The organism is Stenotrophomonas sp. 220_Sma (assembly GCF_056487375.1).
In genome coordinates this window covers 1,604,745-1,628,965 of sequence record NZ_CM151348.1, presented here as the reverse complement: position 1 = coordinate 1,628,965, position 24,221 = coordinate 1,604,745, and the positions used below count along the sequence as shown (strand labels likewise).

The window sequence follows — 24,221 nt, the reverse complement described above, 5'->3', positions numbered from 1 at the left end:
GCTAGACTTGGGTCAACGCCCGGCCTGCCGGGTGCCTTTTTTCCAGAGATGTCAGAAGACGACAGTAGTAGCTCCCCTGCGGAGCACAGTGAAAAGAAGCGCGGCTGGCTTGAACGCCTGACCTCCGCCTTCTCCGGCGAACCCCATACCCGCGACGAGCTGGTCGCTGTCCTGCACACTGCGCAGGAAGAGGGTCTGATCGCCGCCGATACCCTGAAGATGATGGAAGGCGCCATTTCGGTGGCCGAGCTGACCGTGGGCGACGTGATGATTTCGCGCTCGCAGATGGTCTCGCTGCCGGTTGAAGCGCCCTTCCTGGAACTGATGAAGCAGGTGGTCGAATCCGGCCATTCGCGCTTCCCGGTACACGGCGAGAACAAGGACGACATCCTTGGCATCCTGCTGGCAAAGGACCTGCTGCGCGGCGTGGTTGCCGACAACGGCCCGGCCAACGTGCGCGAGCTGCTGCGCCCGGCGGTGCTGATCCCGGAAGCGAAGAAGCTCAACGTGCTGCTGAAGGAATTCCGCCTGTCGCGCAACCACATGGCCATCGTGGTGGACGAGTACGGCGGTGTCGCCGGCCTGGTCACCATCGAGGACGTGCTGGAACAGATCGTCGGCGAGATCGACGATGAGCATGACGAGGCTGAAGATCCCTCGGCGCAGATCGCCATCCAGTCCGACGGCCAGTACGTGGTCGACGCGCTGACCCCGATCGGCGACTTCAACGAGCGTTTCGGCGCGACGTTCTCCGACGAGGACTACGACACCATCGGCGGCCTGGTCACCGAGGCCGTGGGCCATCTGCCGGAAGTCGGTGACGAGCTGGCGCTGGATCGCTTCATGTTCCGCGTGGCCCGCGCCGATGCGCGCCGGGTACAGGCCTTCCACGTGACCGTGCTGCCGCCGGACGCGCAGGACGACGCTTGAAGCGCCGCGGCCTGATCCTCATGGTGTGGCTGGCACTGTGCGTGCTGGCCATGGCCCTGCCGCTGGCCGCCTTCGCGCAGCCGGTCGCAGCCACACCTGCCGTACCCGCGACCAACGCTGAAGCCCCTGCCCCGCGCATCGGCGTGGTGACCATGCAGCCGGGCACCGTGTTCTTCGAACGCTTCGGCCACGACGCCATCGTCGTGGTCGATCCGGTCAGCGGCGAGGCAACCTCGTACAACTTCGGCTACTTCGATCCGTCCGAGGACGATTTCATCAGCCGCTTCGCACGCGGCGACATGATGTATTACCTGGTCGCGCTGCCGTTGCAGCAGGACCTGTCCTACTACGACGAGACCGGCCGTGGCGCCAGCGTGCAGTGGCTGGACCTGCGCCCGGACCAGGCGCGTGCGCTGGCCGCCGACCTGGCCGAGCGGGCCAAGCCGGAAAACGCGCGCTACCACTACGATTACTACACCGCCAACTGCGCCACGATGGTGCGCGACACGGTGGACAAGGCATTGGGTGGCGGCCTGCAGTCGCAGCTGTCGGGGCGCTCGCGCGGCAACACCTACCGCAGTGAATCGGTCCGCCTGGCGTCGCCGGCACCGTGGATGTGGCTGGGCTTCGATGTCGGCCTTGGGCCATTTGCCGACCAGCCGCTGTCGCGCTGGCAGGAAGCCTTCGTGCCGATGCGCCTGGCCGATGCGCTGCGCCAGGCACGCAACAGCGATGGCCGTCCGCTGGTGCAGTCCGAACAGGAACTGCTGCCGCATCGTATCGATGCGGAGCCGAAGGAATTCGCGCGCCGCTGGTGGCCGTGGCTGCTGCTCGGGCTGATCGTGGCCGGCGGCGTGCTGGCGCTGCGCAACCGCCCGCGCCTGCTGGCCGGGCTGGCCCTGCCGTTCTGGCTGCTGTGCGCCCTGTTTGGTGGCGTGCTGGTGTTCCTGTGGGGCTTCAGCATCCACTACGCCGCATGGGCCAACCGCAACCTGCTGTTGCTCTCGCCGCTGGCCGTGCTGCTGTTGCCGGGTGCAATCGCCCTGCTGCGCCGTCGCGTGCCAGGCCGCATGTTCAGGATCGTGTTGTGGCTGCTGGCGGTACAGGCGGTGGCCGCGCTGGTACTGCACTGGCTGAGCCTGCAGGCACAGTACAACGTGCAGTGGATCGTGCTGCTGCTGCCCGTCCACGTCGCGCTGGCATGGGTGCTGGGGCGTACTCCTCACTTGTCCAAAACACAGCCCTGACGCACGATGGCGGGCATGTCATTGCCCGCCTCTGCTGCCGCGCCCGCCTCGGCCAACCCCGCCTGCGTCATCAACTGCGTCCACTACGATGACGAGGGCAAACGCCACGACATCACCCTGGACGCCATCAGCGATGTCATTGCCAGTGGCAACGGCTTCGTCTGGGTCGGCCTGTACGACCCCAATGATGATGTGCTGTTGAAACTGCAGGAAGAGTTCTGCCTGCACGACCTGGCCATCGAGGATGCGCGCAACGCGCACCAGCGGCCCAAGGTCGAGACCTACGGCAATTCCATGTTCGTGGTGGTGACCACCGCGCAGATGGTCGACGAGCGCATCCAGTACGGCGAAACCCATGCCTTCCTCGGCCCGCGCTTCCTGGTGACGGTACGCCATGGCGCTTCGCTGTCCTATGCCCCGGTGCGTGCGCGGGTGGAACGCGAGCCGCAGCTGCTGAAGATGGGCCCGTCGTACTGCCTGTACGCGGTGACCGACTTCGTGGTCGACAACTACCTGCCCATCGTGCACCGCTTCCGCGACACCCTGGAGCTGCTGGAGAAGGACATCTTCGCCGACACCTACAAGCGCAGCACGGTGGTGCGGCTGTACGAGCTCAAGCGCGAGCTGAACAAGATGCGGATGGCGGTGGCGCCGCTGCAGGATGTGCTGGCGCAGCTGCGCCGCTACCAGGGCGAGCTGATCCCCGACGAAGTGAAGCTGTACATCCGCGACGTCCACGACCACGCAGTACGCATCAGCGATGTGATCGACACGCTGCGCGAGATGCTCGGCACCGCGCTGAGCGTGAACCTGTCGCTGGTGACGCTGGCGCAGGGCGAGACGGTCAAGCGCCTGGGCGCATGGGCCGCGCTGCTGGCGGCGCCGACGCTGATCACCAGCTGGTACGGCATGAACTTCAGCCACATGCCGGAGTTGAGCGAGCCGTGGTCGTACCCGCTGATGATCGTGGGCGTGGGCGGTGTGTGCGTGGGGCTGTACCGGTTGTTCAAGCGCGCGAAGTGGTTGTAGGGCGTATCGACCAACGGTCGATACCCACCGGACCGGTAGGCCACGACCGTTGGTCGTGGCGCATGACCCGCTTCTGTAGAGTCGAGCTTGCTCGACTGATGCCAGCCAAAGCAGTCGAGCAAGCTCGACTCTACGAGAGCGAAGCTCAGTCGAGCATGGCTCGACTACAGAAGCTGGTGCATCAAGCCACGTAGACGGTCTTGATGTTCATGAATTCATGGATGCCGTGGTCGGCCAGCTCCCGGCCGAAACCGGACTGTTTGCTGCCACCGAACGGAAGCCGCGCGTCGCTCTTGACGATGGCGTTGACGAACGCGGCACCGCATTCCATGCGCTGGGCAAAGCCTTCGCCACGCACCGGGTCGCGCGTCCACACGCTGCCGCCCAGGCCGAAGCGGGTGTCGTTGGCCACGCGCAGTGCCTCGGCCTCGTCAGCGACACGGATCACCGCAGCCACCGGCCCGAACAGCTCCTCGTCGTAGGCCGGCATGCCCGGGCCGACCTGATCGAGCACGGTGGCCGGATAGCCGGCATGTGTACCCGCAATCGGCTCACCACCCAGCAGTACCCGCGCGCCCTTGGCCACGCTGGCCCGCACCTGCTTGTGCAGTTCGTCGCGCAGGTCCGCGCGCGCCATCGGCGCCAGCGTGGTACCGCGCTCGTCCGGATCACCGTACTGGCGCTCGCCCGCGGCTTCCACGAAGCGCCGGGTGAACTCATCGGCCACCGCCTCGACCACGATGAAGCGCTTGGCCGCGATGCAGGTCTGCCCGCTGTTATCGAAGCGCGACTTCACCGCCGCCGCCACGGTCTTGTCGAGGTCGGCATCGTCGAGCACCACGAAGGCATCGCTGCCACCCAGCTCCATCACCGACTTCTTCAGCTGGCTGCCCGCGTTGGACGCGATCGAGCGCCCTGCCCGCTCGCTGCCGGTCAGTGTCACCGCCTTCACCCGTGCGTCGCGCAGCACCTCAGCCGCCTGGTCGTTGTCGATGTGCAGTACATCGAACACGCCGTCAGGCAGGCCACCGTCACGGCATACCGCCAGGATCAGGTCGGCGCACTGCGGCACGTTGCTGGCGTGTTTGAGCAGGGCCACGTTGCCTGCCATGAACGCCGGGGCGAGGAAACGGAACACCTGCCAGATCGGGAAATTCCACGGCATCACCGCGAACACGCAGCCGATCGGCTCGTAGCGCACATAGCTGCGCTGGGCTTCGGTGTCGATCAGCTGCGGCTTGAGATAATCAGCTGCGTGGTCGGCGTAGAACTCGCAGGCTGCCGCGCACTTGTCGACCTCGGCCAGCGCTTCGGCCTTGAGCTTGCCCATCTCATGGGTCATCGCCTGCTGCAGATCGTCGCGGCGCGCGCGCAGTTGGCCAGCGATCTGCTTGAGGATCGCCCCCCGCTCCTGCAACGAGCGCTCGGCCCAGCCGGGGAATGCATCGGCGGCGGCCTGCAGGCGCTGCTCGACGTCGGCAGCACCCATCAGTTCATGGCGGTAGGTCACCTGGCCGGTGGCCGGATCGACAATCTCGACGGTCATGGGGGATCTCCATCTGGAAGACCCCCATTGTGCGCCGCCGACCGTGAGCCGGATGTTGCCGACGCTGTCGACAGACCGTGTGCTCAGCCGTTGTCCTGCCGCGCCAGCTGCAGGTCGCGCTGGCGCCGTTTCTCGGCGCGGGCGTTGATGTACCAGCCGATCACTGCGGCGATCGACACCGCCGACACCAGCAGCGTGGCCAGCGCATTGATCTTCGGGCTGATGCCCATGCGCACCGAGGCGAACACCTTCATCGGCAGCGTGGTCGAGCCCGGCGTGGCCACGAAGCTGGCCACCACCACGTCATCCAGCGACAGGGTAAACGCCAGCAGCCAACCGGCCACCAGCGCCGGCGCGATGATCGGCAGCGTGATGCGGCCGAACACGGTCAGCCGGCTGGCGCCAAGGTCCATCGCTGCTTCTTCCAGCGACAGGTCCATTTCCTGCAGGCGCGAGGACACCACCACGGTGACGAAGCACAGGGTGAAGGTGACGTGGGCGATCCAGATGGTGGTCAGGCCGCGCGCCGGAAAGCCGGGAATCGCGCCCATAGAGGCCAGCAGCGCCATCAGCGAGAAGCCCAGGATCACATCCGGCATCACCAGCGGCGCGGTCACCAGCGCGCCGAACAGCGGCTTGCCACGGAAGCGCTTGAAGCGCGTCATCACCATCGCCGCCAGCGTGCCCAGCACGGTGGCGGTACAGGCGGTCCAGAACGCCACCACCAGGCTGGTCCACATCGCATCCATCAGCGCGCGGTCGGCGAACAGGTCGCTGTAAGCGCGGGTGGAGAACCCGGCCCAGACCATCGCCAACCGCGAGCTGTTGAACGAATAGAACATCAACAACAGGATCGGCAGGTACAGGAAGGCGAAGCCGAGCAGCAGCACGCCCAGCCCGAGGCCCTTTGCGCTACGCGGGCTCATGCCTGCTTCCCTTCCAGCAGGCGCTGCTGGGAACGGTTGAACAGCAGGATCGGCACCAGCAGCAACAGGATCATCGCAACTGCCATCGCCGACGCGCCCGGCCAGTTGCGGTTGTTGAAGAATTCATTCCACAGCTGGCGGCCGACCATCAGCGTTTCCGAGCCACCCAGCATTTCCGGAATCACGAATTCGCCGATCGCCGGGATCATCACCAGCATGCAGCCGGCGATGATGCCGGCCTTGGACAGCGGCAGGGTGATGCGCAGGAACGCCTGCCACGGCTTGGCACCGAGGTCGTAGGCAGCTTCCAGCAGGCGGTGGTCATGCTTGACCAGGTTGGCGTACAGCGGCAGCACCATGAACGGCAGATAGCAGTAGACGATGCCGATATAGGCGGCGGTCGGGGTGTCGATCAGCTGCAGTTTCGGCAGGCCCATCGACGTCATCAGCGTCTGCAGACCGGTGAACTGCAGGAACTGGTCGAGCAGGCCGTTGCGGTCCAGGATCGCCTTCCATGCATACACGCGGATCAGGAACGAGGTCCACGACGGCAGCACCACCAGCATCATCGCCACGTTGCGCGCGGCCGGCGACAGGCGCGCGATGGCGTAGGCCATCGGGTAGCCGATCAGCAGGGTCAGGAAGGTCGAGATCGCCGCGATCTTGATCGAGCTCAGGAACGCCTGCGCATAGATCGAATCGCGGAACAGCGCCAGGTAGTTTTCCAGGTTCAGCTTCAGCGAGAAGCCGCCATCGGCGTACTGCAGCAGCCAGGTGTACGGCGGCGAGCCGACCCGGCTGAGCGAGAAGCTGATCATCAGCACGATCAGGAACGGCACTGCGAAGAACAGCAGCAGCCACAGATACGGAATGCCGATCACCGTGGCACGCAGCCCCGGCAACCAGCGCTTCAGGCCGGCGACGCTCATGAGGTCAGCACCACGCCGTCGTTGTCGCGCCAGTGCACCCACACCTCGTCGCCCCAGGTGAGGCCATCACTGGCCCAGCGCTGCGAGTTGGCGAAGTTGGCCAGTACCTTGGCACCGCTGGGCAGGCGCACGTGGTACACCGAGTGGCTGCCGAAGTAGGCAATGTCCTCGATCACGCCCTGCGCCTTGTTGGTGTGCCCTTCCGGCTCGTCCTTGCCGATCATCACCTTCTCCGGGCGCAGCGCGAACGCGACCGGCTGCCCTTCATAGCCGGTGATGCCATGGGCGATGTAGATCGGCGCCGGGAACAGCGGCGAGCGCACGGTCACGTACTCGGGAAGGTCCTCGTCGATCACCCCGTCGAACAGGTTGACCGAACCGATGAACTCGGCGACGAAGCGGTTGGCCGGCTGCTCGTAGACCTCGTCCGGCTTGCCGACCTGCTGGATCCAGCCGGCATCCATCACCGCGATGCGGGTGGCCATGGTCATCGCTTCTTCCTGATCGTGGGTGACCATCACACAGGTCACACCCGACGATTCGATGATGCTGACCAGTTCCAGCTGCATCTGCGAGCGCAGTTTCTTGTCCAGCGCGCCCATCGGCTCGTCCAGCAACAGCAGTTTCGGCCCTTTGGCCAGCGACCGCGCCAGCGCCACGCGCTGCTGCTGGCCGCCGGACAGCTGATGCGGCTTGCGCTTGCCGAGGTGGCCCATCTGCACCAGGTCCAGCATCTCGCCCACGCGCTTGCTGATCGCGTCCTTACCCAGGCCATCCTGCTTCAGGCCGAAGGCAATGTTCTGCTCGACCGTCATGTGCGGGAACAGGGCATAGGACTGGAACATCATGTTGACCGGCCGCTGATACGGCGGCAGCGCGTCCAGGCGCTGGCCGTCGAGGGTGATGCTGCCCTTGGTGGGCGTCTCGAAGCCACCCAGGCAGCGCAGCAGGGTCGATTTGCCACTGCCGGAGCCACCGAGCAGGGCAAAGATCTCGCCCTTGCGCACGTCCAGATTGACGTCGTCAACGGCGACGAAACCGTCGAATTCCTTGCGCAGGTCACGAATGGAGAGATAGCCGGGCGCACCGGTCGTGTCGACGACGGTGGCTACCGGCTGGGCTTCAACGGGCATGGGGGCTCCGGGAGCGGGCGGTGGACAGCGGCCGCCATTCTAACGGCCGGGGGGCCCAGGGGATATGACGGCGGCAGGCGGAAGCGGCCGCTGGCCAGCCCCGGGGGCCCTGGGAGTGTCGGTTTTCCCCCGCCATGGTGGCCTGTCCGCGCAAAGGCCCGGGCTCCCCTGGACGCCCCTGCGGTCGTCCCGGCCAGACACCACAGGCGACGCCTCGATCTGCAACGTTTTTCAGAACCGGATCTGTTGAAGGCCCGGGGCATTCCCCGCGCAATGGCCCGGATCAAGCCCCTGCATGGACCCATCCTGGTGACTTCCCCGGACCGCCCCTCCCCTTTCCCGCCCCGCCTGCCGGGCTCCCTGCCTGCAACGCTGCCGCTGGTCATCATCGGCGCCGGCCAGGCCGGGCTGTCCCTCAGCGCGCTCCTGCAGGAAGCCGGCGTCGAGCATCGCGTGCTGGAGGCCGAAACCGTGGGCGCCAGCTGGCAGCGGCGCTGGGATTCGTTCCAGACCAACACCGCCAACGCGACGATGGCCCTGCACGACCATGCCTATGCGGGCGACGACCCGGAAGGTTTCATGGGGGCCCCCGAGGTGATCCGGCGGCTGCGCGACTATGCCGACGAACGTTCGTTGCCGATCAGCGAAGGTTGTGCGGTTCAGCGGGTCACGCCCGAATCGGGCGGCTATGCCATCGAAACCAGCCACGGATTGATCCGGGCTGGGGCGGTTGTGGTCGCTACCGGCGAATACCGGCGCGCGCGGATGCCCCGGGTCCCCTTCGCGCCCGCACCGGGTCTGACGGTGCTGCACTCCGGCGACTACCGCAGCCCCCGCCAGCTGCCCGACGGCGGCGTGCTGGTCATTGGCGGTGGCCAGTCCGGCGCGCAGATCGCCCAGGACCTGCGCGACAGCGGTCGCAGCGTGCACTGGTCACTGGCCCAGCGGCATTCGCATACTCGCCGGCTGCGCGGCAAGGACTCGATGACCTGGTGGGACATGGCCGGGCGCATCCACCAGCACGTGAGTGAAGCGGCCGCCGTCCTGGCCGGAGAACCGGATGCGCTGCGCAAGGCCCGCACCGCTGAATTTCCGCTGATTTCCGGCAAGGGACGTGCCGGCCTGGGCAGCTCGATCAGCCTGCTGGCGATGCACCGCGCAGGCATCAGGTTGCTGGGCCGGTTGCAGGGCTTCGATGGAAACGTCGCCCGCTTCGCCGATGTGCGCCCGCAGCTGCGCACCGCGATCGAGGCGACACGGACCGAATATGCCTATCTCGATTCGCTGGCCAGCGCGTACTACGCCACGCGCCCCGAACCACGCACCGACGATGCCCGCTACATTCCCGAAGAGGTCTATCTGCACTGGGAGCCGGACGCCGCCCCGCGTGAACTGGATCTGCAGGCCGCAGGCATCCGCTCGGTGGTGCTGGCCACCGGCTTCGTCGCCGAATGGCCCTGGCTCGACGTGCAGGGCGTGCTGGACGCACATGGCTATCCGCTCGGCGAGTTCGGCGTTTCACCGCATCCGGGGCTGTTCTTCATCGGCATGCACAACCTGCAGCGGATGAGTTCGTCGTTCCTGTGCAACGGCGGTCGCGATGCACGTGACCTGTTGCCGGCGATCCTGCGGCACCTTGACCAGGGCGGCGGTACCGCGCCCGGCCAAGGATGAAGCAATCCGCCGGGCATGGCCCGGCGGCGCCAGACCGGCTTAACGGCCGGTCTTCACCTCGGTCCACAGCCGGGTGTAGAGCTTGTCGGTTTCCGGCGTATTGATCGAATAGGTGAACATCTTGTCGGCCACGTCGGCCGGCGGGTAGATGGTCGGGTCGGTACGGATCGCCTCATCCACCAGCGGGGTCGCGGTCGGCACCGGGTTGGCGTAGTGGATGAAGTTGGTGTTGGCCGCGGCAACCTTCGGCTGCAGCAGGTAGTTGATGAACGCGTACGCGGCTTCCGGATGCTTGGCATCCTTCGGGATAGCCAGCATGTCGAACCACTGCGGGGCGCCTTCCTTCGGGATCGAGTAGGCCACGTGCACGCCATTGCTGGCTTCCTCAGCGCGGTCGCGGGCCTGGATGATGTCACCCGACCAGCCGACCACCAGGCAGGTGCCGCCGTTGGCCAGCGAACCCACGTACTGCGAGGAATGGAAGTTCTGCACGTACGGGCGGATCGACTTCAGCAGGTCGGCCGCCTTCTGCAGCTCGGCCGGGTCGCCGCTGTGCGGGTCCAGGCCCAGGTAATGCAGCGCGATCGGGATCATGTCCGCCGGCGTGTCCAGGATAGTCACGCCGCAGTCCTTCATCTTGCTGATGTTCTCCGGCTTGAACACCAGGTCCCAGCTGTTGGCGATGTCGGTGCTGCCGCCGAAGCGCTGCTTCAGCATCTCCACGTTGTAGCCGATGCCGGTGGTGCCGATCATGTACGGCACGCCGTACTGGTTGCCCGGGTCCTGGGTGGCGATGCGCTTCATCACCGCCGGATCGAGGTTGGCCAGGTTCGGGATCTTGCTCTTGTCCAGCGGCAGGAACACACCGGCCTGGATCTGGCGGCCGAAGAAATTCAGGGTCGGCACCACCACGTCGTAGCCGCTGTTGCCGGCCAGCAGCTTGGTCTCGACCATCTCATCACTGTCGAACACATCGTAGGTCACCTTGATGCCGCTCTCCTTCTCGAAGGTCGGGATGGTGTCCTCGGCGATGTAATCGCTGTAGTTGTAGACGTTCAGGACCTGGCTGTCCTGCGCGCCGCCGTTGCCACCGCTGCAGGCGGCGAGCATGGCGGAGGCCAGGCCGAGCGTGAGGATACGCAGCTTCATCGGGTGCTCCAGAATGCGGAAAGGGGGCCGGCGGGGCCGGCGACGGGTGCCAGCCTACCCCCCGGCGGCGGATTTTTCTATTCCAGATGCTCAGACGTTCAGCAGCAGGAACTCGCGCTCCCACGAGCTGATGACGCGGAAGAAGGTCTCATATTCCTTGCGCTTGACCGAGATGTAGGCGCGGCAGAAGCGCTCGCCCAGCAGCGCCTGCAGCTCGCTGCACTGCTCCAGCCCGTCCAGCGCTTCGCCCAGCGAGCGCGGCAGGTTGTAGCCCAGTTCCTTGGCGCTGCCGGTCACCGGCGCATCCGGTGCCAGCCGCTCGCGGATGCCCAGCAGGCCGCAGGCCAGGGTCGCCGCCATCGCCAGGTACGGGTTGGCGTCAGACCCGGCGAAGCGGCTTTCCACGCGCATGTTCTCCGGCGTGTCCAGCGGCACACGCAGCCCGCAGGTGCGGTTGTCATAGCCCCAGTGCACGTTGCTCGGCGAAACCTCGCCGAACACCAGCCGGCGGTAGGAATTCACGTTCGGCGCAAAGAAGGCCATCGCCTGCGGCACGTACTTCTGCAGGCCGCCCAGGTAGTGGCCGAACACCGGGCTGAACTCGCCCTCGGCATGGGTCTCACCGGCGAACACATTGCTGCCATCGCTCACCCGCACCAGGCTCTGGTGGATGTGCATAGCACTGCCCGGCTCGTTTTCCATCGGCTTGGCCAGGAACGTGGCATACACCCCGTGGCGCATCGCCGCTTCGCGCATGGTGCGCTTGAACAGGAATACCTGGTCGGCCAGGTCCATCGCATCGGCATGGGTGAAATTGACCTCCAGCTGTGCCGCGCCGGACTCGTGGATCAGCGTGTCCACGTCCAGCTTCATCGCATCGGCGTAGTCGTACATCAGGTCGAGGATCGGGTCGAATTCGTTGACCGCATCGATCGAGTACGACTGCCGCGCGGTTTCCGGACGCCCGGAGCGGCCGGCCGGTGGCAGCAGCGGGAAGTCCGGGTCGGTGTTCTTCTGCACCAGGAAGAACTCCAGCTCCGGCGCCACCACCGGGCGCAGGCCCAGCTCGGCGTAGGCCGCCAGCACGCGGCGCAGCACGTTGCGCGGTGCCAGCTCGTGCGGCTCACCGCTCTTGGTGTAGCAATCGTGGATGATCTGCGCGGTGGCATCGGCCGCCCACGGCACCATGCGTACGGTGTCCGGATCGGGGCGCAGCATCATGTCCGAGTCCGACGGCGAGGTCAGGTCGTAGTAATCGTCAGGGAATTCGCCGGTGACGGTGGTGGCGAAGATGCCCTCGGGCAGCCGCGTGCCGTAGTCGTGCGAGAACTTGTCAGCCGGAATGATCTTGCCGCGCGCGTTGCCGGTGATGTCCGGCACCAGGCACTCGACCTCGGTGATGCGCCGCTCCTTCAGCCAACGCAGCAGACTGCTTTCCTGCGGTGCGGGGGGCGTAGCCGTCTTGCGCGGGCGCGTTCGGGAACTCATCGGGAATCCAGTCGGTTCTGTTGGTGCTGCCGGCAAGCTTGGCCGAACGCACGGAAAATAGCGTGATAGAACGGCGAATCCATGACACGCCACTCCGGGTGCCACTGTACGCCGAGCACGAAACCATGGTGCAGGCTGCGTGCCGCCTCGACCAGGCCATCATCGGCCACGGCTTCGACCTGCAGCCCCTGCGCCAGACGAGCGATACCCTGCCCGTGTACCGAATTGACCTGCGTCCGGCCACTGCCGCTCCACCGCGCCAACCAGCCATCAGCGGCCAGGGTGACCGTGTGGGCCGGCCCGTACTGCACCTCCACCGGCGCCTGCGGGTCTTCGCGATGGTCGGCCAGACCAGGCACCGCGTGCACCTGCGGATGCAGGTTGCCACCCAGCGCGACGTTCAGCTCCTGGAAGCCGCGGCAGATCGCCAGCACCGGCAGGTCCAACGCCAGCGCTTCGCGCAGCAGCCCGAAGGCATTGGCATCGCGGGCCGGGTCGTGCGGATTGCCTGGCCAGCTGCGGCCGCCCTCGTAGTGCTGCGGTTCGATGTTGCTGACCGCGCCGGTCAACAGCAGGCCATCGAGCCCCTGCAGCCATTCGCCAGCCGGCAAAGGAGGCTGCAGGCTCGGCAATACAACCGGGGTCACTTCGGCAGCCTCGGCCAGCGCGCGCACGTACTTCTCGCCGGCCACCGCGAAGCGGTGATGGCCGAGCACGGTGCTGTCGGTGGGCAGGCCCACCCAGGGCAGGCGGCGCATGGGAAAACTCCTTGGCGTGCCGACACGTTACCCGTCGGCCCGCGAATGCGGCAAGTCGTCGCCGTCACACCATGGCCGTCACGCATCGGCGAAACTAGTCGCGTGAACACTGATCGTCCTCCCCCGCTCCGTCCTTCCGTACTGCGCCTGCGAGGCCGGCGGTGAGCGCCGCCTTCCCGCCCAGCTGGTATGCCGCCAGCCTGCCCGAACCACCCGCACTGCCCCCACTGCAGGGCGATGTGCAGGCCGATGTCGCGGTACTTGGCGCCGGCTACACCGGCCTGACCGCCGCGCTGGAGCTGGCCGCGCGTGGACAGCGCGTAGTGGTGCTGGAAGCCCAGCGGATCGGTTGGGGCGCGTCCGGTCGCAACGGTGGCCAGGCGCTGGTGGGCTATGGCTGCGAGGTGGACGAGCTGGAGCGCCAGCTCGGCCGCGACGATGCGCGCCACCTGTTCGACTGGTCACGTGACGCGGTCGGGGCAATGCGCACGCGCATCGATCACCACGGCATCGACTGCCATTGGGTGGAAGGCCATGCCAGCGTCGCCATCCGTGAACGCCATGAGCGTGAACTACTGGCCAACTGCGAGCACCTGCAGCGCCACTACGACTACCCGATGCAATGGTGGGACCGTGATGCCCTGCGCGCGCAGCTGGACAGCCCGCGCTACCGCGCCGCGATGTTCGATCCGCTCAGCGCGCACCTGCAACCGCTGGCGTATGCACGCGGCCTGGCCGATGCGGCGCGCGCCGCCGGCGTGGTGATCCACGAGAATTCCGCAGTGACCCGCGTGCAGCGCGGACCACAGCCTTCCCTGCATACCGCTCAGGGCAGCGTGCGCGCTGCGCATCTGGTGGTGGCCGGCAACGCCTGGCTGCAGGGCCTGCTGCCCGAGCTGGAACGGCGGATCATGCCGGTGGGCACCTATATCGGCGCCAGCCAGCCGCTGGGTGCTGAACGCGCCCGGGCGCTGATCGGCAACAACATGGCCGTGGCCGACACCGCGTGGGCTCTGGACTACTTCCGCCTCAGCCACGACCACCGCCTGCTGTTCGGCGGCCGCGCCAGCTACTCGGCCCTGCCCCCACCGGGCCTGCGCGGGGTGATGCAACGGCGCATGCACCAGGTGTTCCCACAGCTGGCCGACGTGGCACTGGACCAGGTCTGGGGTGGTTATGTGGACATTACCCGCAACCGCGCCCCGCATTGGGGCCGGCTGGACGGCAATCTGTACTTCGCGCAAGGCTTCTCGGGGCATGGCGTGGCCGCCGCCGGGCTGGCCGGCGAGGTGATCGCCGCTGCCATTGCCGGCCAGAGCGAGCGCCTGGACGTGTTCCAGCGCCTGCGGCATGCGCCCTTCCCCGGTGGCCGGCTGCTGCGCACGCCGCTGCTGGTGGCGGCGATGTCGTGGTACAAGCTGCGGGATGCGTTGTGGTGAGTTGATCAGGGATCCCCCTGAATCAGCTGCCTCGAAAACTGTGAAACCCGTCGCCACGGCAATTCATGTGATGATTTTCTCACTTGCCCGGCGCTGCGCTGCAGTGATTGCATAATCGAACGCGTGTCGATACCGTCGGTAAGAACCGGGTCCCGCGGCGAATGGATGCTGACAGGGAACGTACTGTGAAGGGGTAGTGCGATTGAATTGGTGGAATGAAGGCCTGCAGCTGAAGTTGCGCATCCATCCGGCAGGACTTGCCTTGGCTGTGCTGTATGCCATTGCCTGTTGGGCCACCCGCCAGCTGTCCCTTGATCAGTTCTATCTGCCCGCTGGTGTACGCGTGGCCGCGGTACTGCTCTGCCCTCCTCGGCTTTGGCCCTATCTCCTGCTGGGCGAGTACGCCTATTTCGCACAGATGCGAGTGCCGATGATCGATCGGTACGGGCTGACATGGGTCATTCTCGGCTCGGTGTTCCAGATGCCGGTTGTAATGACGATCGTCTATCTCCATCGCAATGTAATCTCGGCAGTAAAGAACGCTTGGCTCATCTCGATTGCTGCCTTCGCTGCAGTTTCCGTCACACTGATCAACCTGCTTCTGGCGAACTTCCTCTGGCCAACACCTCCCGCTTTTCCGCTGTTGACCGGAATCGTCCGCCTGGTAGTAGGTGACTTCATAGGCATACTCACGTTTGCGCCGCTTGTGCTGCTGTGGTCGCGAGGCAAGGCTGAAGTGCAGGTCCGGAAACGGGATATCGCACAGATGGCAGGAGCGCTTGCGCTGATGGTCGTGTTCGGCCTTTGGGCTGCGGACGTACCTGCCGATGCTGTGACGACAAAAGTATCCCTGCAACTCCTCATGGCGCTTCCCGCCGTTCTTCTCACATGCGTATATGGGTGGCGGGGCGCCGCCATCGGCGTGCCGACCCTGAACATGATTATCGGTCTGACAACACCTTCGTCTCACCCTGAGTCATTCGATCCTGCATCGTTCGCGACCCAGCAGATCATGGCCGTCACGGGCGCAGCACTGCTCATACTGGGCTCCCGGATCACTCACTACTATCACCGTTATCGACTGCGGGAGGTCGGCGAGAAAAATGCCATCAGACTTGCTCGGAGCTCCCATGTCGCCAGTGAGCTGGATCTTCGCGAACGCGCGTTGCATCTGCGGAAGCTTGGGGATGGCATTGATCATGCGCTTGATGAGGTGATCAACTGGCTTACTGCACAAGGCCATCATGCGATTGCGGAGAGCCTTGTACATGTGGCGTCGATTCATTCGCGCCAGTTCCGCGAGCAGACAAGCATGATTTATCCGACCGCCCTGGAGCAGCTCGGCCTTTATGTTGCCCTCCGAGCAGGTGGCGTTCGCGAAGCATGGGAAAGAACGGCTCGCGTCGCCAATCCGTCGTTGCTTGGCGACCCCTGTCAACTCAGTGTCGGACTGCAGCTTGCTGCCTACCGCACTGTGATAGATGCGGTGTCACTGCTGATCCAGGGTGAAACGGGACAGATCTACGTGCGGGCGCGTTGCGGACGGACGGGTTCGCATCGTGGAATCCTGATAGCGGTATCACTACTGGATCAACATCAACGCCTTTCGGACACAACCGCCGCCGCCGCGATGGAACGACTTGCCGGCAGGACGCTTGCCTACGGCGGCACACTGAAATGCAACCGAAATCGCATCGTGCTGGCAATGAAGGAAACGGGTACAGCCGCTCCTCTGGATGCTTTTTCATCAGATGCCCGGAACAGCCTTTCGGGACTCGAAGCGGGTCCCTCACGCGCTCAGGCTTGAATGACAAGGTCTACTGACTTCTGTTTCGATAGCAGGCATTTGCCCCCGCCTTGAGCGTGGTCGCGGAAACGTGCAAGCGGTTTTGATCGCTCGCACGCCTCAAGCCCTCCGGTCCGGGCGCTACGGTGTTTCGACAGACCAGATGTCGCCATCCGCGGTGGCATACCGCACCAGTACCACGTCCTGCGCACGATACACCTCGGAACGCTTTGCAGTGGATGGGACAGTGAGTCGCTGACCGGGAAGCGAAACAAGTGCTGCGGACTTGCCGGCAGGCAATGCAAAGTACGCACCAGCGGCATTGCCGATGATCAGCTTTACCTGCCCGGTCAGATCGTTGACCTGCAGGTAGACCATGCCATCGCGTTGGAAGGCATACACCTGCCAAGCGGGATCGGCGCTGATGTCTGCGGCGGCAGGGTTGGTCTCACCAAGGCCTGCCTTCGAAACTGCGGCACTTGCCAAGGGACTGCCGTGGTAGTCACCGCCCCCTCTATCACTCGCGAATACCGGATCTGCGGCGAACAATGTTGCCCCGGCTACAACACCAACAAATATGGATCGCACAATGACCTCCTGGTCGGGATAAGAGCAAACAACCTCAAAACGATAGTAGCGCCTTCCCGCCACAACAAAGTGATTGACGGATAATCCGGACGATTTAGTTCCATTCGTGCCCCCCTTGCACACCATGCCCGCACCATGTCATCTGCAGAAGAAGGAGGGTGCTGATTGCGCCTGCGACGATCTAGTGGATAGTGTCCAGTAGCGGGCCAGCGGTAGCTGAGCGGGAGCAAAGGAGTCTTGTTTTTGGACCGATTCAAGAAAGCAATTGAACTGAGCTTCCGGATCCGTCCGGTCGGTCTCGTGCTGGCCGCCGTCTATGCGGCCAGCTGCCTCATATCGCGTCAGTTCTCTCTCGATCAGTTCTTCCTGCCCGCAGGCATCCGGGCAGCGGCACTGCTGATCGTCCCGCCCCGCTTGTGGCCCTACCTGTTGCTGGGCGAATACATCTACTTCGCGACGCTGCGCATTCCCATGATTGATGCCTACGGCTTGGCGTGGGTCATCCTGGCGTCAACACTGTTGATGCCGATGGCGATGCTGGTGGTCTACCTTCACCTCAGGAGAATACCGTCCGAGGCCGCCACCGGTCTCTGGCTGCTGTCGTTGTCGATCTGCACGGCACTGTTCGTCCCGGGTCTAAACCTGAGCATTTCATATGTCCTCTGGTCGAACCCTCCGCCGAGCAACCTGCTGGACGCGGTCGACCGAACGCTCTTTGGTCACTTCGCGGCCATCATTACCCTGCTCCCGCTGGCCTTCCTTTGGGCGCAGCGGCACGCGGATCCCAGGTGGAGCACCCGCTTTGTTGCGCCTACAGCTGCGGCGATCCTGGCGATGCTGATACTGGGATTGGGCATGCAGCTGACAGACAATAGCGCACATACCACCCGCACACACCTTGTCCTGCTGGCGGCTCTACCTGCCATCGCCCTGACCTTCATGCATGGCTGGCGCGGCGCTGCCATCGCGATTCCGCTGTTGAATCTCCCACTTCACGGCGCTACGCCCAGTACCGGCCTGCCCTCCTCTTTCGACCTCGGTACGTTCGCCACCCAGCAGAACATGGCGGTGATGAGTGTCGCGCTGCTCGCGCTCGGGTCCAGCATCAGCTACCACCATCAGCGCGCCCGGTCCCGCGGCCTGGCCGAAGAAACGACGCTGCGCCTGGCACGCAGTTCCCACCAGACCAGCGAGCGGGAGCTGCGTGAACGGGCCGTCCACCTGAAGCATCTGAGCGACGGCATGGACAGCTCGCTCGTTGAAATGGTCAGCTGGCTGAAGGCTCAGGGCCATCATGCAGTGGCGAACAGCCTGCAACACGCTTCATCCGTGCACTCACGGCTGTTCCGTGAACAGGCCAGCCTGGTCTATCCCACCGGACTGGAGCAGGTGGGGCTGTACATCGCGCTGCAAGCCGGTGGTGCATGCGAAATCTGGAACAACACGCACCGCGTCATTCCGCCCAGGCTGGCGGGCAACCCCTGCCTGCTGACCGTGGATCTGCAACTTGCCATTTACCGCTCCCTGATCGAGGCGGTGTCGCTGCTGCTGGAGCTGGAGACCGGGCAAGTCTGCGTGCGCGCCCGAAGTGGCCGCGCGGGCGGACGTCGCGGCATCGTTGCCGTCGTGAGCCTGCTCGACCGTGACTGCACGCTGTCGACACGCACCACCCAACAGGCCGTCGAGCGTCTGGCCGGACGGATGCTTGCCTACGGCGGAACGGTCCACTGCCGGGGCAATCGGCTGCGACTGGTCCTGCATGAATCGATCACCCACGCCTCGCCAGCGGCGGCCTGACACGGGATCTGGCCCGGCGCGCAACGTTCGCCGCTAAAGTTACACCCGAAACAGCCGCTATCCGTGCCGAGCCCCTCCCTCGTGAGCCACCGCATCATGCCCGTCCTGCCGCAGGCCGCCGTCGACGGCGACCTGGCCGATCCGCTGCCGCAGCGGATCCTGCTGGTCGAAAATTCCCGTGCCTTTACCGGCATGCTGCGCGAAGCCATCGAGCAACGCCTGGAACTGCCGGTGGTGATCGCCTCCACCCTGGCCGAGGCCGATCGCCTGCTGAGCGAGGATGGCGGCTGGTTCCTGGTGCTGACGGGGCTGGTGCTGGCCGACGGCGACCGCGATGCGGTGGTCGAGTTCTTCCTCAAGCGCGGTCTGCCCACCGTGGTGGTCAGCAGCGTCTACGACGAAGACCTGCGCAAGCGCGTGCTGCAGCAGCAGATCATCGACTACGTACTGAAGAACACCCCCGGCAGCATCGACTACCTGGTGTGGCTGGTGCAGCGGCTGGAACGCAACCGCCGCATCGCGGCGCTGGTGGTGGACGATTCCCCGTCCGCGCGCGGCTATGCCGCCGCCCTGCTGCGCATGTATGGCCATGAGGTGCACGAAGCGGCCGATGGCAACGAGGGCCTGGCCGCGATCGAGGCGCATCCGGCGATCCGCCTGGCGGTGGTCGACCAGGAAATGCCCGGCATGCAGGGCGTGGAATTCACCCGCCGCCTGCGCACCCTGCGCTCACGCGACAAGGTGGCGGTGATCGGCATCTCCGGCAACACCGACGCATCGCTGATCCCGCGCTTCCTGAAGAACGGTGCCAACGACTTCCTGCGCAAGCCATTCTCGCGCGAGGAATTCTTCTGCCGTGTCTCGCAGAACGTGGACCAGCTGGAACTGATCGGCACCCTGCAGGATCTGGCCACCCGAGACTTCCTTACCGGCCTGCCCAACCGCCGCTGCTTCCTGGAACAGAGCCAGCGCCAGTTGCCGCAGCTGCAGCTGCATGGCCAGTGCGTGGCGGTGGCGATGATCGACATCGACCACTTCAAGCACATCAACGACACCCACGGCCACGAGGCCGGCGACGATGCGCTGCGTGCGGTGGCCGGTGCGGTGGCCGCGCATGCACGCAGCCAGGACCTGATCGCACGCTTCGGTGGCGAGGAGTTCTGCCTGCTGGTGCCGGACATGGAACAGGACGAGGCACTGCAGTACTTCGAGGAGCTGCGCCAGCGCATCGCCGCACTGGAAGTGGACATTGGCACCGCGACGCTTCGCATGACGGTCAGCATCGGCCTGTGCTGCCTGCGCCCGCAGCGTGATGCGCTGCACCGGCTGATCTCCGAGGCCGACCGCCAGCTGTACCTGGCCAAGGCCGGTGGCCGCAACCGGGTCAGCTGCACCACGGTGGCCAGCCCGCTGCGCCCGCGCGAGCCCGCCCTGCCCTGACCGGCCCGCTTTGATCCAGATCAACGCCGCACCCGCGCGGCGGCTCTACAGTCGGCCCCGACATACGCATGAAGGGGAGCCGGGGATGGCACTACTGGTCTGGCAGGACGATCTGAACATCGGCATCGATGTGATCGATCAACAACACCGCCGCATCATCGAGATGCTCAACCACCTGCACGTGGCCCAGGCCAGCATGCAGCGTGCGGCGGTGGGTGAAGTGATCGACGAGGTCGTGGACTACACCATGTCGCACTTCGCATTTGAAGAAGAGTTGATGGAAGAAGCGGGCTACCCGTTCTGTGCCGCGCACAAGCGCGTGCATGAGGTCTTCATCAAGCGGGTATCGGAATACCGCATGCGCTTCCAGGCCGGCGAAGACATCAGCGACGAACTGCGCACCATGCTCTCACGCTGGCTGTTCAATCACATCCGCGGCGACGACCAGGCTTATGCCGAACAGGTCAAGGCGCACCTGAACCAGTTCGCCCGCGAGCACCAGGGCGGCGGTTGGCTGGGGCGTACGCTCAAGCGCTTCTTTGGTTGAGCCGCAGGGCGCGCCGGTGCAGTGCCACCAGCGCGCACAGGGTCGCCACCGCAGTCAGGCACAGGTAGTAGCCGACCGCGACCAGGCCGAAGCGTTCGGCCAGCCAGGTGGCCAGGTACGGCGCCGGTGCCGCACCGAGAATGCCGGCCAGATTGAATGACAGCGAGGCGCCGGTGTAACGCACCTCCACCGGATAGATCTCGGCCAGGAAGGTGCCACAGGGGCCGTAGGTCAGCCCCATCAGGAACAGGCCCAGGCACAGGAAGGCCGTGACCAGCCACGGGCTGTGCGGCTGGAACAGCGGCGCGAACAGCACACCGAAGCCGACGATCAGTACGCTGGCGACAATCATCGTGCGCCGCGTGCCCCAACGGTCGCCATAGCGCGCCGACAGCGGGATGCCCAGCGCGAAGAACAGCATGCCGGCCATCTGCATCAGCAGGAACTGCTCGCGGCTGTAGCCCAGCACCGCGGTGCCGTGGCCGAGGCTGAATACCGTCATCAGGTAGAACAGCACGAAGGTGGCGAACGCACCCAGCGTGCCGAGCAGCATCGGTACCGGGTGGTCACGCAGTACCGTCCACATCGGCAACCGCACCGGTGCCTTGCGCTCCAGCGCCTTCTTGAAATCGGGCGTCTCGTGGATGTTCAGGCGCACCCACAGGCCGAGGCCGACCAGCAGTGCGCTGGCCACAAACGGGATACGCCAGCCCCACTGCAGGAAGTCGTCCTGGCTCAGGCAGCGGCCGAGCACCAGGAAAATGCCGGCCGACAGCAGGAAGCCGAGCGGCGCACCCAGCTGCGGGAACATGCCGTACCAGGCGCGCTTGCCCGGCGGTGCGTTCTCGGTGGCCAGCAGCACTGCCCCACCCCACTCGCCGCCCAGCCCCAGGCCCTGGCCGAAGCGGCACAGCGCCAACAGCGCGGGGGCCCACAGGCCAATCTGCGCGTGGGTCGGCAGCAAACCGATCAGCACCGTGGACAGGCCCATGGTCAGCAGCGCGGCCACCAGCGTGGCCTTGCGGCCGATACGGTCACCGAAGTGGCCGAACACTGCCGAGCCCACCGGACGCGCGATGAACGCGACCGCGAACGTTGCCAGTGACTGCAGCAGCGCAGCCTGTTCGCTGCTGTCCGGGAAGAACAGGTGCGGGAACACCAGCACCGCGGCCGTGGCGTAGATGTAGAAATCGAAGAACTCGATGGTGGTGCCGATCAGGCTGGCCAGCAGGACACGGCGGGGGGAATTCACGGGCGGCGCGGCAGCGGTGATCGTCGACATCGGCAACACGGGTAACGGCGGATCGCCCGATTCTGCCACGGGCCGGTGGCCGCACGGGGCGATGGTTTCAGCCGACACCGATGCCAACGGAATTTTTCGGGCCACCCGCTAGGCTGCGCCACCGGTCCCTGCATGGATGCTTTGCCGATGACTGCAGTCGCGCTGTCGTGGTCCGATTCGCCGAAGCTGCCGCGCATGGCGGCATGGCTGGTGGTGCTGCTGGTGCATGGGTTGATGGCAGTGTGGCTGCTGGGCAGCGGCAGGATCATGCTGCGCAGTAACGACGACGCAAGGATCTCGCTGCGCTGGCTGCCGCCGGAACCGCCAACGCTGGCGCCTCAACAGCCTACCCTGCGCTCCGCACAGGTGACGCGTCCGGCCGCTTCGGCGATGCCACGTCCTGCCCCGGCTGCCCAGACAGATTCCACCCTACCAGCCGCAGAGGAAACGGCCGTTGCGGCGCCGCTGATCCTGGGCCTCCCGGCGGGCAGCATCGACGGTGGCGACGGCATCAGCGCTGCGGGTGTCGCTCCGCGCCTTATTGGTCGCCGCGAGATACACCCGGCATTCGCGCCGCGCCGCAATTACTTCCGGATCCGCCGGCAGATGACGCCGGAGCAGATCGTGCATGGCGTAGCGCAACTGCTGGGTTTGTGGCCACCGGGATACATCGTCGACCCGTGTGAGCTGGGCCGGCAGGACATGGATTACTTCCAGAATGCCGTCGAAGAAGCCGACCGGGATCTGCTGCGTGCAGCGGTGCTGCAGGTGAGTACCCGCTGCCGGTAGCTCGACAGCTGTCTGCCTTCTGTAGAGCCGAGCCATGCTCGACTGCTCTTCGCGAGAAGCAGCCGAGCATGGCTCGGCTCTACCGAAGAACGAAAAGCAGCCGAGCATGGCTCGGCTCTACCGAAGAACGAAAAGCAGCCGAGCATGGCTCGGCTCTACCGAAGAACGAAAAGCAGTCGAGCATGGCTCGACTCTACAAAGAGCGAACAGCGGTCAAGCAGCCGCGTCGTTACAACTGGATCCAGGTGGCCTTGATCTCGCTGTACTTGTCGAAGGCGTGCAGCGATTTGTCGCGGCCGTTGCCGGACTGCTTGTAACCACCAAACGGTGCGGTCATGTCGCCGCCATCCCAGCCGTTCACCCAGACGCTGCCGGCGCGCAGCTGGCGCGCAACCCGATGCGCGCGGCCCAGATCGCGTGTCCAGAGACCGGCGGCCAGCCCGTAGCGGCTGTCGTTGGCCAGGCGCACCGCTTCGGCCTCGTCGTCAAAGCCAAGCACGGCCAGCACCGGCCCGAACACGTCCTCGCGTGCCAAGGCCTGCTCCGGGCGCACCTGGTCGAACACCGTGGGCTGCACATAGCTGCCACCCGCCTCCACCTCGGCACGATGCCCGCCCAGCAGCAGGCGGGCACCTTCAGCTTCGGCGCGTGCGATATCCCGCATCACCTTGTCCAGATGCGCGGCGTCCACCAGCGCGCCCATCGGCGCGTCGGCGTCCAGCGGATGCTGCGGCTGCATGTGCTGGCCATAAGCAACTACCTGGTGCACGAAATCCTCACGGATCGAGCGCTGCACCAGCAAGCGCGATCCGGCGGTACAGACTTCGCCCTGGTTGAAGAAGATGCCCTGCGCCACGGCCTTGGCCGCCGCGTCCAGATCGGGAGCGTCGGCGAACACCACGTGCGGGCTCTTGCCGCCGCATTCCAGCCAGACCCGCTTGAGGTTGGATCGCCCGGAATACTCCAGCAGCTTCGCGCCGGTGGCAGTGGAACCGGTGAACGCCAACACATCCACGTCCATGTGCAGGGCCAGCGGTTCGCCAACGCGCGCGCCATGGCCCGGCAGCACGTTCAGCACGCCCTCCGGCAGGCCCGCCTCGGCGGCCAGCGCCGCCAGCCGCAGCGCACTCAGCGGCGACCGCTCCGAAGGCTTGAGCACCACCGAGTTGCCCATCGCCAGCGCCGGCGCGATCTTCCAACAGGCCATCAGCAACGGGAAATTCCACGGCACGATGGCCGCCACCACGCCAGCGGCTTCGCGGGTGACCAGTCCGAGTTCGTGCGGGCCAGTCGGCGCGATCTCGCCATACAGTTTGTCCACCGCTTCGGCGGTCCAGGTCAGGCAGCGCACCACACCGGGCAGGTCGATACGGCGTGCGTCACGAACCGGCTTGCCCATGTCCAGGGTTTCCAGCAGCGCCAGCTCATCGGCGTGCTTCTCCACCAGCGCGGCCAGCGCCAGCAACACGCGCTTGCGATGCGCCGGGCTCGCCTGCGACCAGTGGCCCGCCTCGAAGCTGCGCCGCGCGGCCAGTACCGCGCGTTCGACATCCTGCGCGTCGCAGTCGGCAACCGCGCCCAGCACGCGACCATCGATCGGGCTGATGCAGTCGAAGCGGGCGCCGCTGGCGGCATCGACATAACGGCCATCGATGAAGGCCTGGCCCGGCATCGAGAGCTGAAAGGGACAGCGCCTGCCAGTGGCTGCGGTCGGGGAAATCGGCCATGGGAAGCTCCAGCGGTC

General features: G+C 65.7%; 19 protein-coding genes and 1 pseudogene. 10 read left to right on the top strand and 10 right to left on the bottom strand.

Annotated features, from left to right (window positions below; translation table 11 throughout):
* Positions 1-48 precede the first annotated feature (48 nt).
* The 3 genes from ACZLIB_RS07655 to ACZLIB_RS07645 are packed head-to-tail and all read left to right on the top strand — an operon-like array spanning position 49 to position 3,206.
* Entirely contained in the window at positions 49-930 is an 882-nt protein-coding gene (locus tag ACZLIB_RS07655) for an HlyC/CorC family transporter (protein WP_005408827.1), read from the top strand.
* A complete protein-coding gene (locus tag ACZLIB_RS07650) occupies positions 927-2,177 on the top strand; it encodes a lipoprotein N-acyltransferase Lnb domain-containing protein (protein WP_100434371.1) in 1,251 nt (416 codons plus the stop codon). The genes ACZLIB_RS07655 and ACZLIB_RS07650 overlap by 4 nt, the downstream gene beginning before the upstream one ends.
* Before the next feature lie 6 nt (positions 2,178-2,183).
* Complete coding sequence (locus ACZLIB_RS07645) at positions 2,184-3,206, top strand: magnesium and cobalt transport protein CorA (protein ID WP_012510579.1); 1,023 nt, start codon at positions 2,184-2,186, stop codon at positions 3,204-3,206.
* Positions 3,207-3,387: 181 nt separating this feature from the next.
* Here the strand turns inward: ACZLIB_RS07645 and ACZLIB_RS07640 are convergent, their stop codons facing one another.
* From ACZLIB_RS07640 to ACZLIB_RS07625, 4 genes are all read right to left on the bottom strand, one after another.
* The gene (locus ACZLIB_RS07640) at positions 3,388-4,752 is read right to left on the bottom strand and encodes an NAD-dependent succinate-semialdehyde dehydrogenase (RefSeq protein ID WP_478469528.1); all 1,365 of its coding nucleotides are present in this window, start codon (positions 4,750-4,752) and stop codon (positions 3,388-3,390) included.
* An 83-nt stretch (positions 4,753-4,835) separates the two neighbouring features.
* Positions 4,836-5,678: an ABC transporter permease subunit gene (locus tag ACZLIB_RS07635; RefSeq protein ID WP_008267688.1), complete on the bottom strand. Its 843-nt coding sequence runs from the start codon at positions 5,676-5,678 to the stop codon at positions 4,836-4,838.
* A complete protein-coding gene (locus ACZLIB_RS07630; RefSeq protein WP_049399899.1) occupies positions 5,675-6,607 on the bottom strand; it encodes an ABC transporter permease subunit in 933 nt (310 codons plus the stop codon). Before ACZLIB_RS07630 ends, ACZLIB_RS07635 begins: the two co-directional genes overlap by 4 nt.
* Complete coding sequence (locus ACZLIB_RS07625; protein WP_032130239.1) at positions 6,604-7,740, bottom strand: ABC transporter ATP-binding protein; 1,137 nt, start codon at positions 7,738-7,740, stop codon at positions 6,604-6,606. The genes ACZLIB_RS07630 and ACZLIB_RS07625 overlap by 4 nt, the downstream gene beginning before the upstream one ends.
* Positions 7,741-8,013: 273 nt before the next feature.
* On the opposite strand from ACZLIB_RS07625, the gene ACZLIB_RS07620 reads away from it, so the two are divergent.
* A complete protein-coding gene (locus ACZLIB_RS07620; protein ID WP_478469527.1) occupies positions 8,014-9,414 on the top strand; it encodes a flavin-containing monooxygenase in 1,401 nt (466 codons plus the stop codon).
* A 39-nt stretch (positions 9,415-9,453) separates the two neighbouring features.
* Here the strand turns inward: ACZLIB_RS07620 and ACZLIB_RS07615 are convergent, their stop codons facing one another.
* The 3 genes from ACZLIB_RS07615 to ACZLIB_RS07605 all read right to left on the bottom strand — a co-directional run bounded on the left by ACZLIB_RS07615 (position 9,454) and on the right by ACZLIB_RS07605 (position 12,809).
* Positions 9,454-10,563: a polyamine ABC transporter substrate-binding protein gene (locus ACZLIB_RS07615; RefSeq protein ID WP_032127877.1), complete on the bottom strand. Its 1,110-nt coding sequence runs from the start codon at positions 10,561-10,563 to the stop codon at positions 9,454-9,456.
* A gap of 90 nt (positions 10,564-10,653) precedes the next feature.
* On the bottom strand, positions 10,654-12,051 hold the full coding sequence (locus ACZLIB_RS07610; protein WP_032127878.1) for a glutamine synthetase family protein: 1,398 nt from the start codon (positions 12,049-12,051) through the stop codon (positions 10,654-10,656).
* Positions 12,048-12,809, bottom strand: a complete 762-nt coding sequence (locus ACZLIB_RS07605) for a gamma-glutamyl-gamma-aminobutyrate hydrolase family protein (protein ID WP_478469525.1) — start codon at positions 12,807-12,809, stop codon at positions 12,048-12,050. Before ACZLIB_RS07605 ends, ACZLIB_RS07610 begins: the two co-directional genes overlap by 4 nt.
* Positions 12,810-12,970: 161 nt before the next feature.
* Here ACZLIB_RS07605 and ACZLIB_RS07600 point away from each other — a divergent pair, with 161 nt between their 5' ends.
* Both ACZLIB_RS07600 and ACZLIB_RS07595 read left to right on the top strand, forming a co-directional pair.
* Positions 12,971-14,248, top strand: coding sequence for an NAD(P)/FAD-dependent oxidoreductase (locus ACZLIB_RS07600; RefSeq protein ID WP_478469524.1), 1,278 nt, complete (start codon positions 12,971-12,973; stop codon positions 14,246-14,248).
* Between the two features lie 196 nt (positions 14,249-14,444).
* Positions 14,445-16,055, top strand: a complete 1,611-nt coding sequence (locus ACZLIB_RS07595) for an MASE1 domain-containing protein (RefSeq protein ID WP_080355162.1) — start codon at positions 14,445-14,447, stop codon at positions 16,053-16,055.
* A 120-nt stretch (positions 16,056-16,175) separates the two neighbouring features.
* On the opposite strand, the gene ACZLIB_RS07590 is transcribed toward ACZLIB_RS07595, so the two are convergent.
* Complete coding sequence (locus tag ACZLIB_RS07590; RefSeq protein ID WP_478469523.1) at positions 16,176-16,748, bottom strand: hypothetical protein; 573 nt, start codon at positions 16,746-16,748, stop codon at positions 16,176-16,178.
* A gap of 117 nt (positions 16,749-16,865) precedes the next feature.
* On the opposite strand from ACZLIB_RS07590, the gene ACZLIB_RS07585 reads away from it, so the two are divergent.
* The 3 genes from ACZLIB_RS07585 to ACZLIB_RS07575 all read left to right on the top strand — a co-directional run bounded on the left by ACZLIB_RS07585 (position 16,866) and on the right by ACZLIB_RS07575 (position 20,406).
* Entirely contained in the window at positions 16,866-18,419 is a 1,554-nt protein-coding gene (locus ACZLIB_RS07585) for an MASE1 domain-containing protein (protein WP_369352710.1), read from the top strand.
* A 96-nt stretch (positions 18,420-18,515) separates the two neighbouring features.
* Complete coding sequence (locus tag ACZLIB_RS07580) at positions 18,516-19,859, top strand: diguanylate cyclase (protein ID WP_180847696.1); 1,344 nt, start codon at positions 18,516-18,518, stop codon at positions 19,857-19,859.
* A gap of 85 nt (positions 19,860-19,944) precedes the next feature.
* Positions 19,945-20,406: a bacteriohemerythrin gene (locus tag ACZLIB_RS07575; RefSeq protein WP_004151683.1), complete on the top strand. Its 462-nt coding sequence runs from the start codon at positions 19,945-19,947 to the stop codon at positions 20,404-20,406.
* On the opposite strand, the gene ACZLIB_RS07570 is transcribed toward ACZLIB_RS07575, so the two are convergent.
* Positions 20,387-21,679, bottom strand: coding sequence for an MFS transporter (locus tag ACZLIB_RS07570; protein WP_180847697.1), 1,293 nt, complete (start codon positions 21,677-21,679; stop codon positions 20,387-20,389). The two genes, ACZLIB_RS07575 and ACZLIB_RS07570, sit on opposite strands and share 20 nt — an antisense overlap.
* 156 nt (positions 21,680-21,835) lie before the next feature.
* Here ACZLIB_RS07570 and ACZLIB_RS07565 point away from each other — a divergent pair, with 156 nt between their 5' ends.
* Positions 21,836-22,477, top strand: coding sequence for a hypothetical protein (locus ACZLIB_RS07565; protein ID WP_478469520.1), 642 nt, complete (start codon positions 21,836-21,838; stop codon positions 22,475-22,477).
* Positions 22,478-22,706: 229 nt separating this feature from the next.
* On the opposite strand, the pseudogene ACZLIB_RS07560 reads toward ACZLIB_RS07565, so the two are convergent.
* Positions 22,707-24,204: pseudogene (locus ACZLIB_RS07560) on the bottom strand (aldehyde dehydrogenase).
* Between the last annotated feature and the right edge of the window lie 17 nt (positions 24,205-24,221).

Bases quoted from the DNA above. Each gene is read 5' to 3' on its own strand.
- ACZLIB_RS07655 (WP_005408827.1), top strand. From the start codon at position 49: ATGTCAGAAGACGACAGTAGTAGCTCCCCTGCGGAGCACAGTGAAAAG.
- ACZLIB_RS07645 (WP_012510579.1), top strand. From the start codon at position 2,184: ATGGCGGGCATGTCATTGCCCGCCTCTGCTGCCGCGCCCGCCTCGGCC.
- ACZLIB_RS07640 (WP_478469528.1), bottom strand. From the start codon at position 4,752: ATGACCGTCGAGATTGTCGATCCGGCCACCGGCCAGGTGACCTACCGC.
- ACZLIB_RS07635 (WP_008267688.1), bottom strand. From the start codon at position 5,678: ATGAGCCCGCGTAGCGCAAAGGGCCTCGGGCTGGGCGTGCTGCTGCTC.
- ACZLIB_RS07630 (WP_049399899.1), bottom strand. From the start codon at position 6,607: ATGAGCGTCGCCGGCCTGAAGCGCTGGTTGCCGGGGCTGCGTGCCACG.
- ACZLIB_RS07625 (WP_032130239.1), bottom strand. From the start codon at position 7,740: ATGCCCGTTGAAGCCCAGCCGGTAGCCACCGTCGTCGACACGACCGGT.
- ACZLIB_RS07620 (WP_478469527.1), top strand. From the start codon at position 8,014: ATGGCCCGGATCAAGCCCCTGCATGGACCCATCCTGGTGACTTCCCCG.
- ACZLIB_RS07615 (WP_032127877.1), bottom strand. From the start codon at position 10,563: ATGAAGCTGCGTATCCTCACGCTCGGCCTGGCCTCCGCCATGCTCGCC.
- ACZLIB_RS07610 (WP_032127878.1), bottom strand. From the start codon at position 12,051: ATGAGTTCCCGAACGCGCCCGCGCAAGACGGCTACGCCCCCCGCACCG.
- ACZLIB_RS07605 (WP_478469525.1), bottom strand. From the start codon at position 12,809: ATGCGCCGCCTGCCCTGGGTGGGCCTGCCCACCGACAGCACCGTGCTC.
- ACZLIB_RS07590 (WP_478469523.1), bottom strand. From the start codon at position 16,748: ATGGTGTGCAAGGGGGGCACGAATGGAACTAAATCGTCCGGATTATCC.
- ACZLIB_RS07580 (WP_180847696.1), top strand. From the start codon at position 18,516: ATGCCCGTCCTGCCGCAGGCCGCCGTCGACGGCGACCTGGCCGATCCG.
- ACZLIB_RS07575 (WP_004151683.1), top strand. From the start codon at position 19,945: ATGGCACTACTGGTCTGGCAGGACGATCTGAACATCGGCATCGATGTG.
- ACZLIB_RS07565 (WP_478469520.1), top strand. From the start codon at position 21,836: ATGACTGCAGTCGCGCTGTCGTGGTCCGATTCGCCGAAGCTGCCGCGC.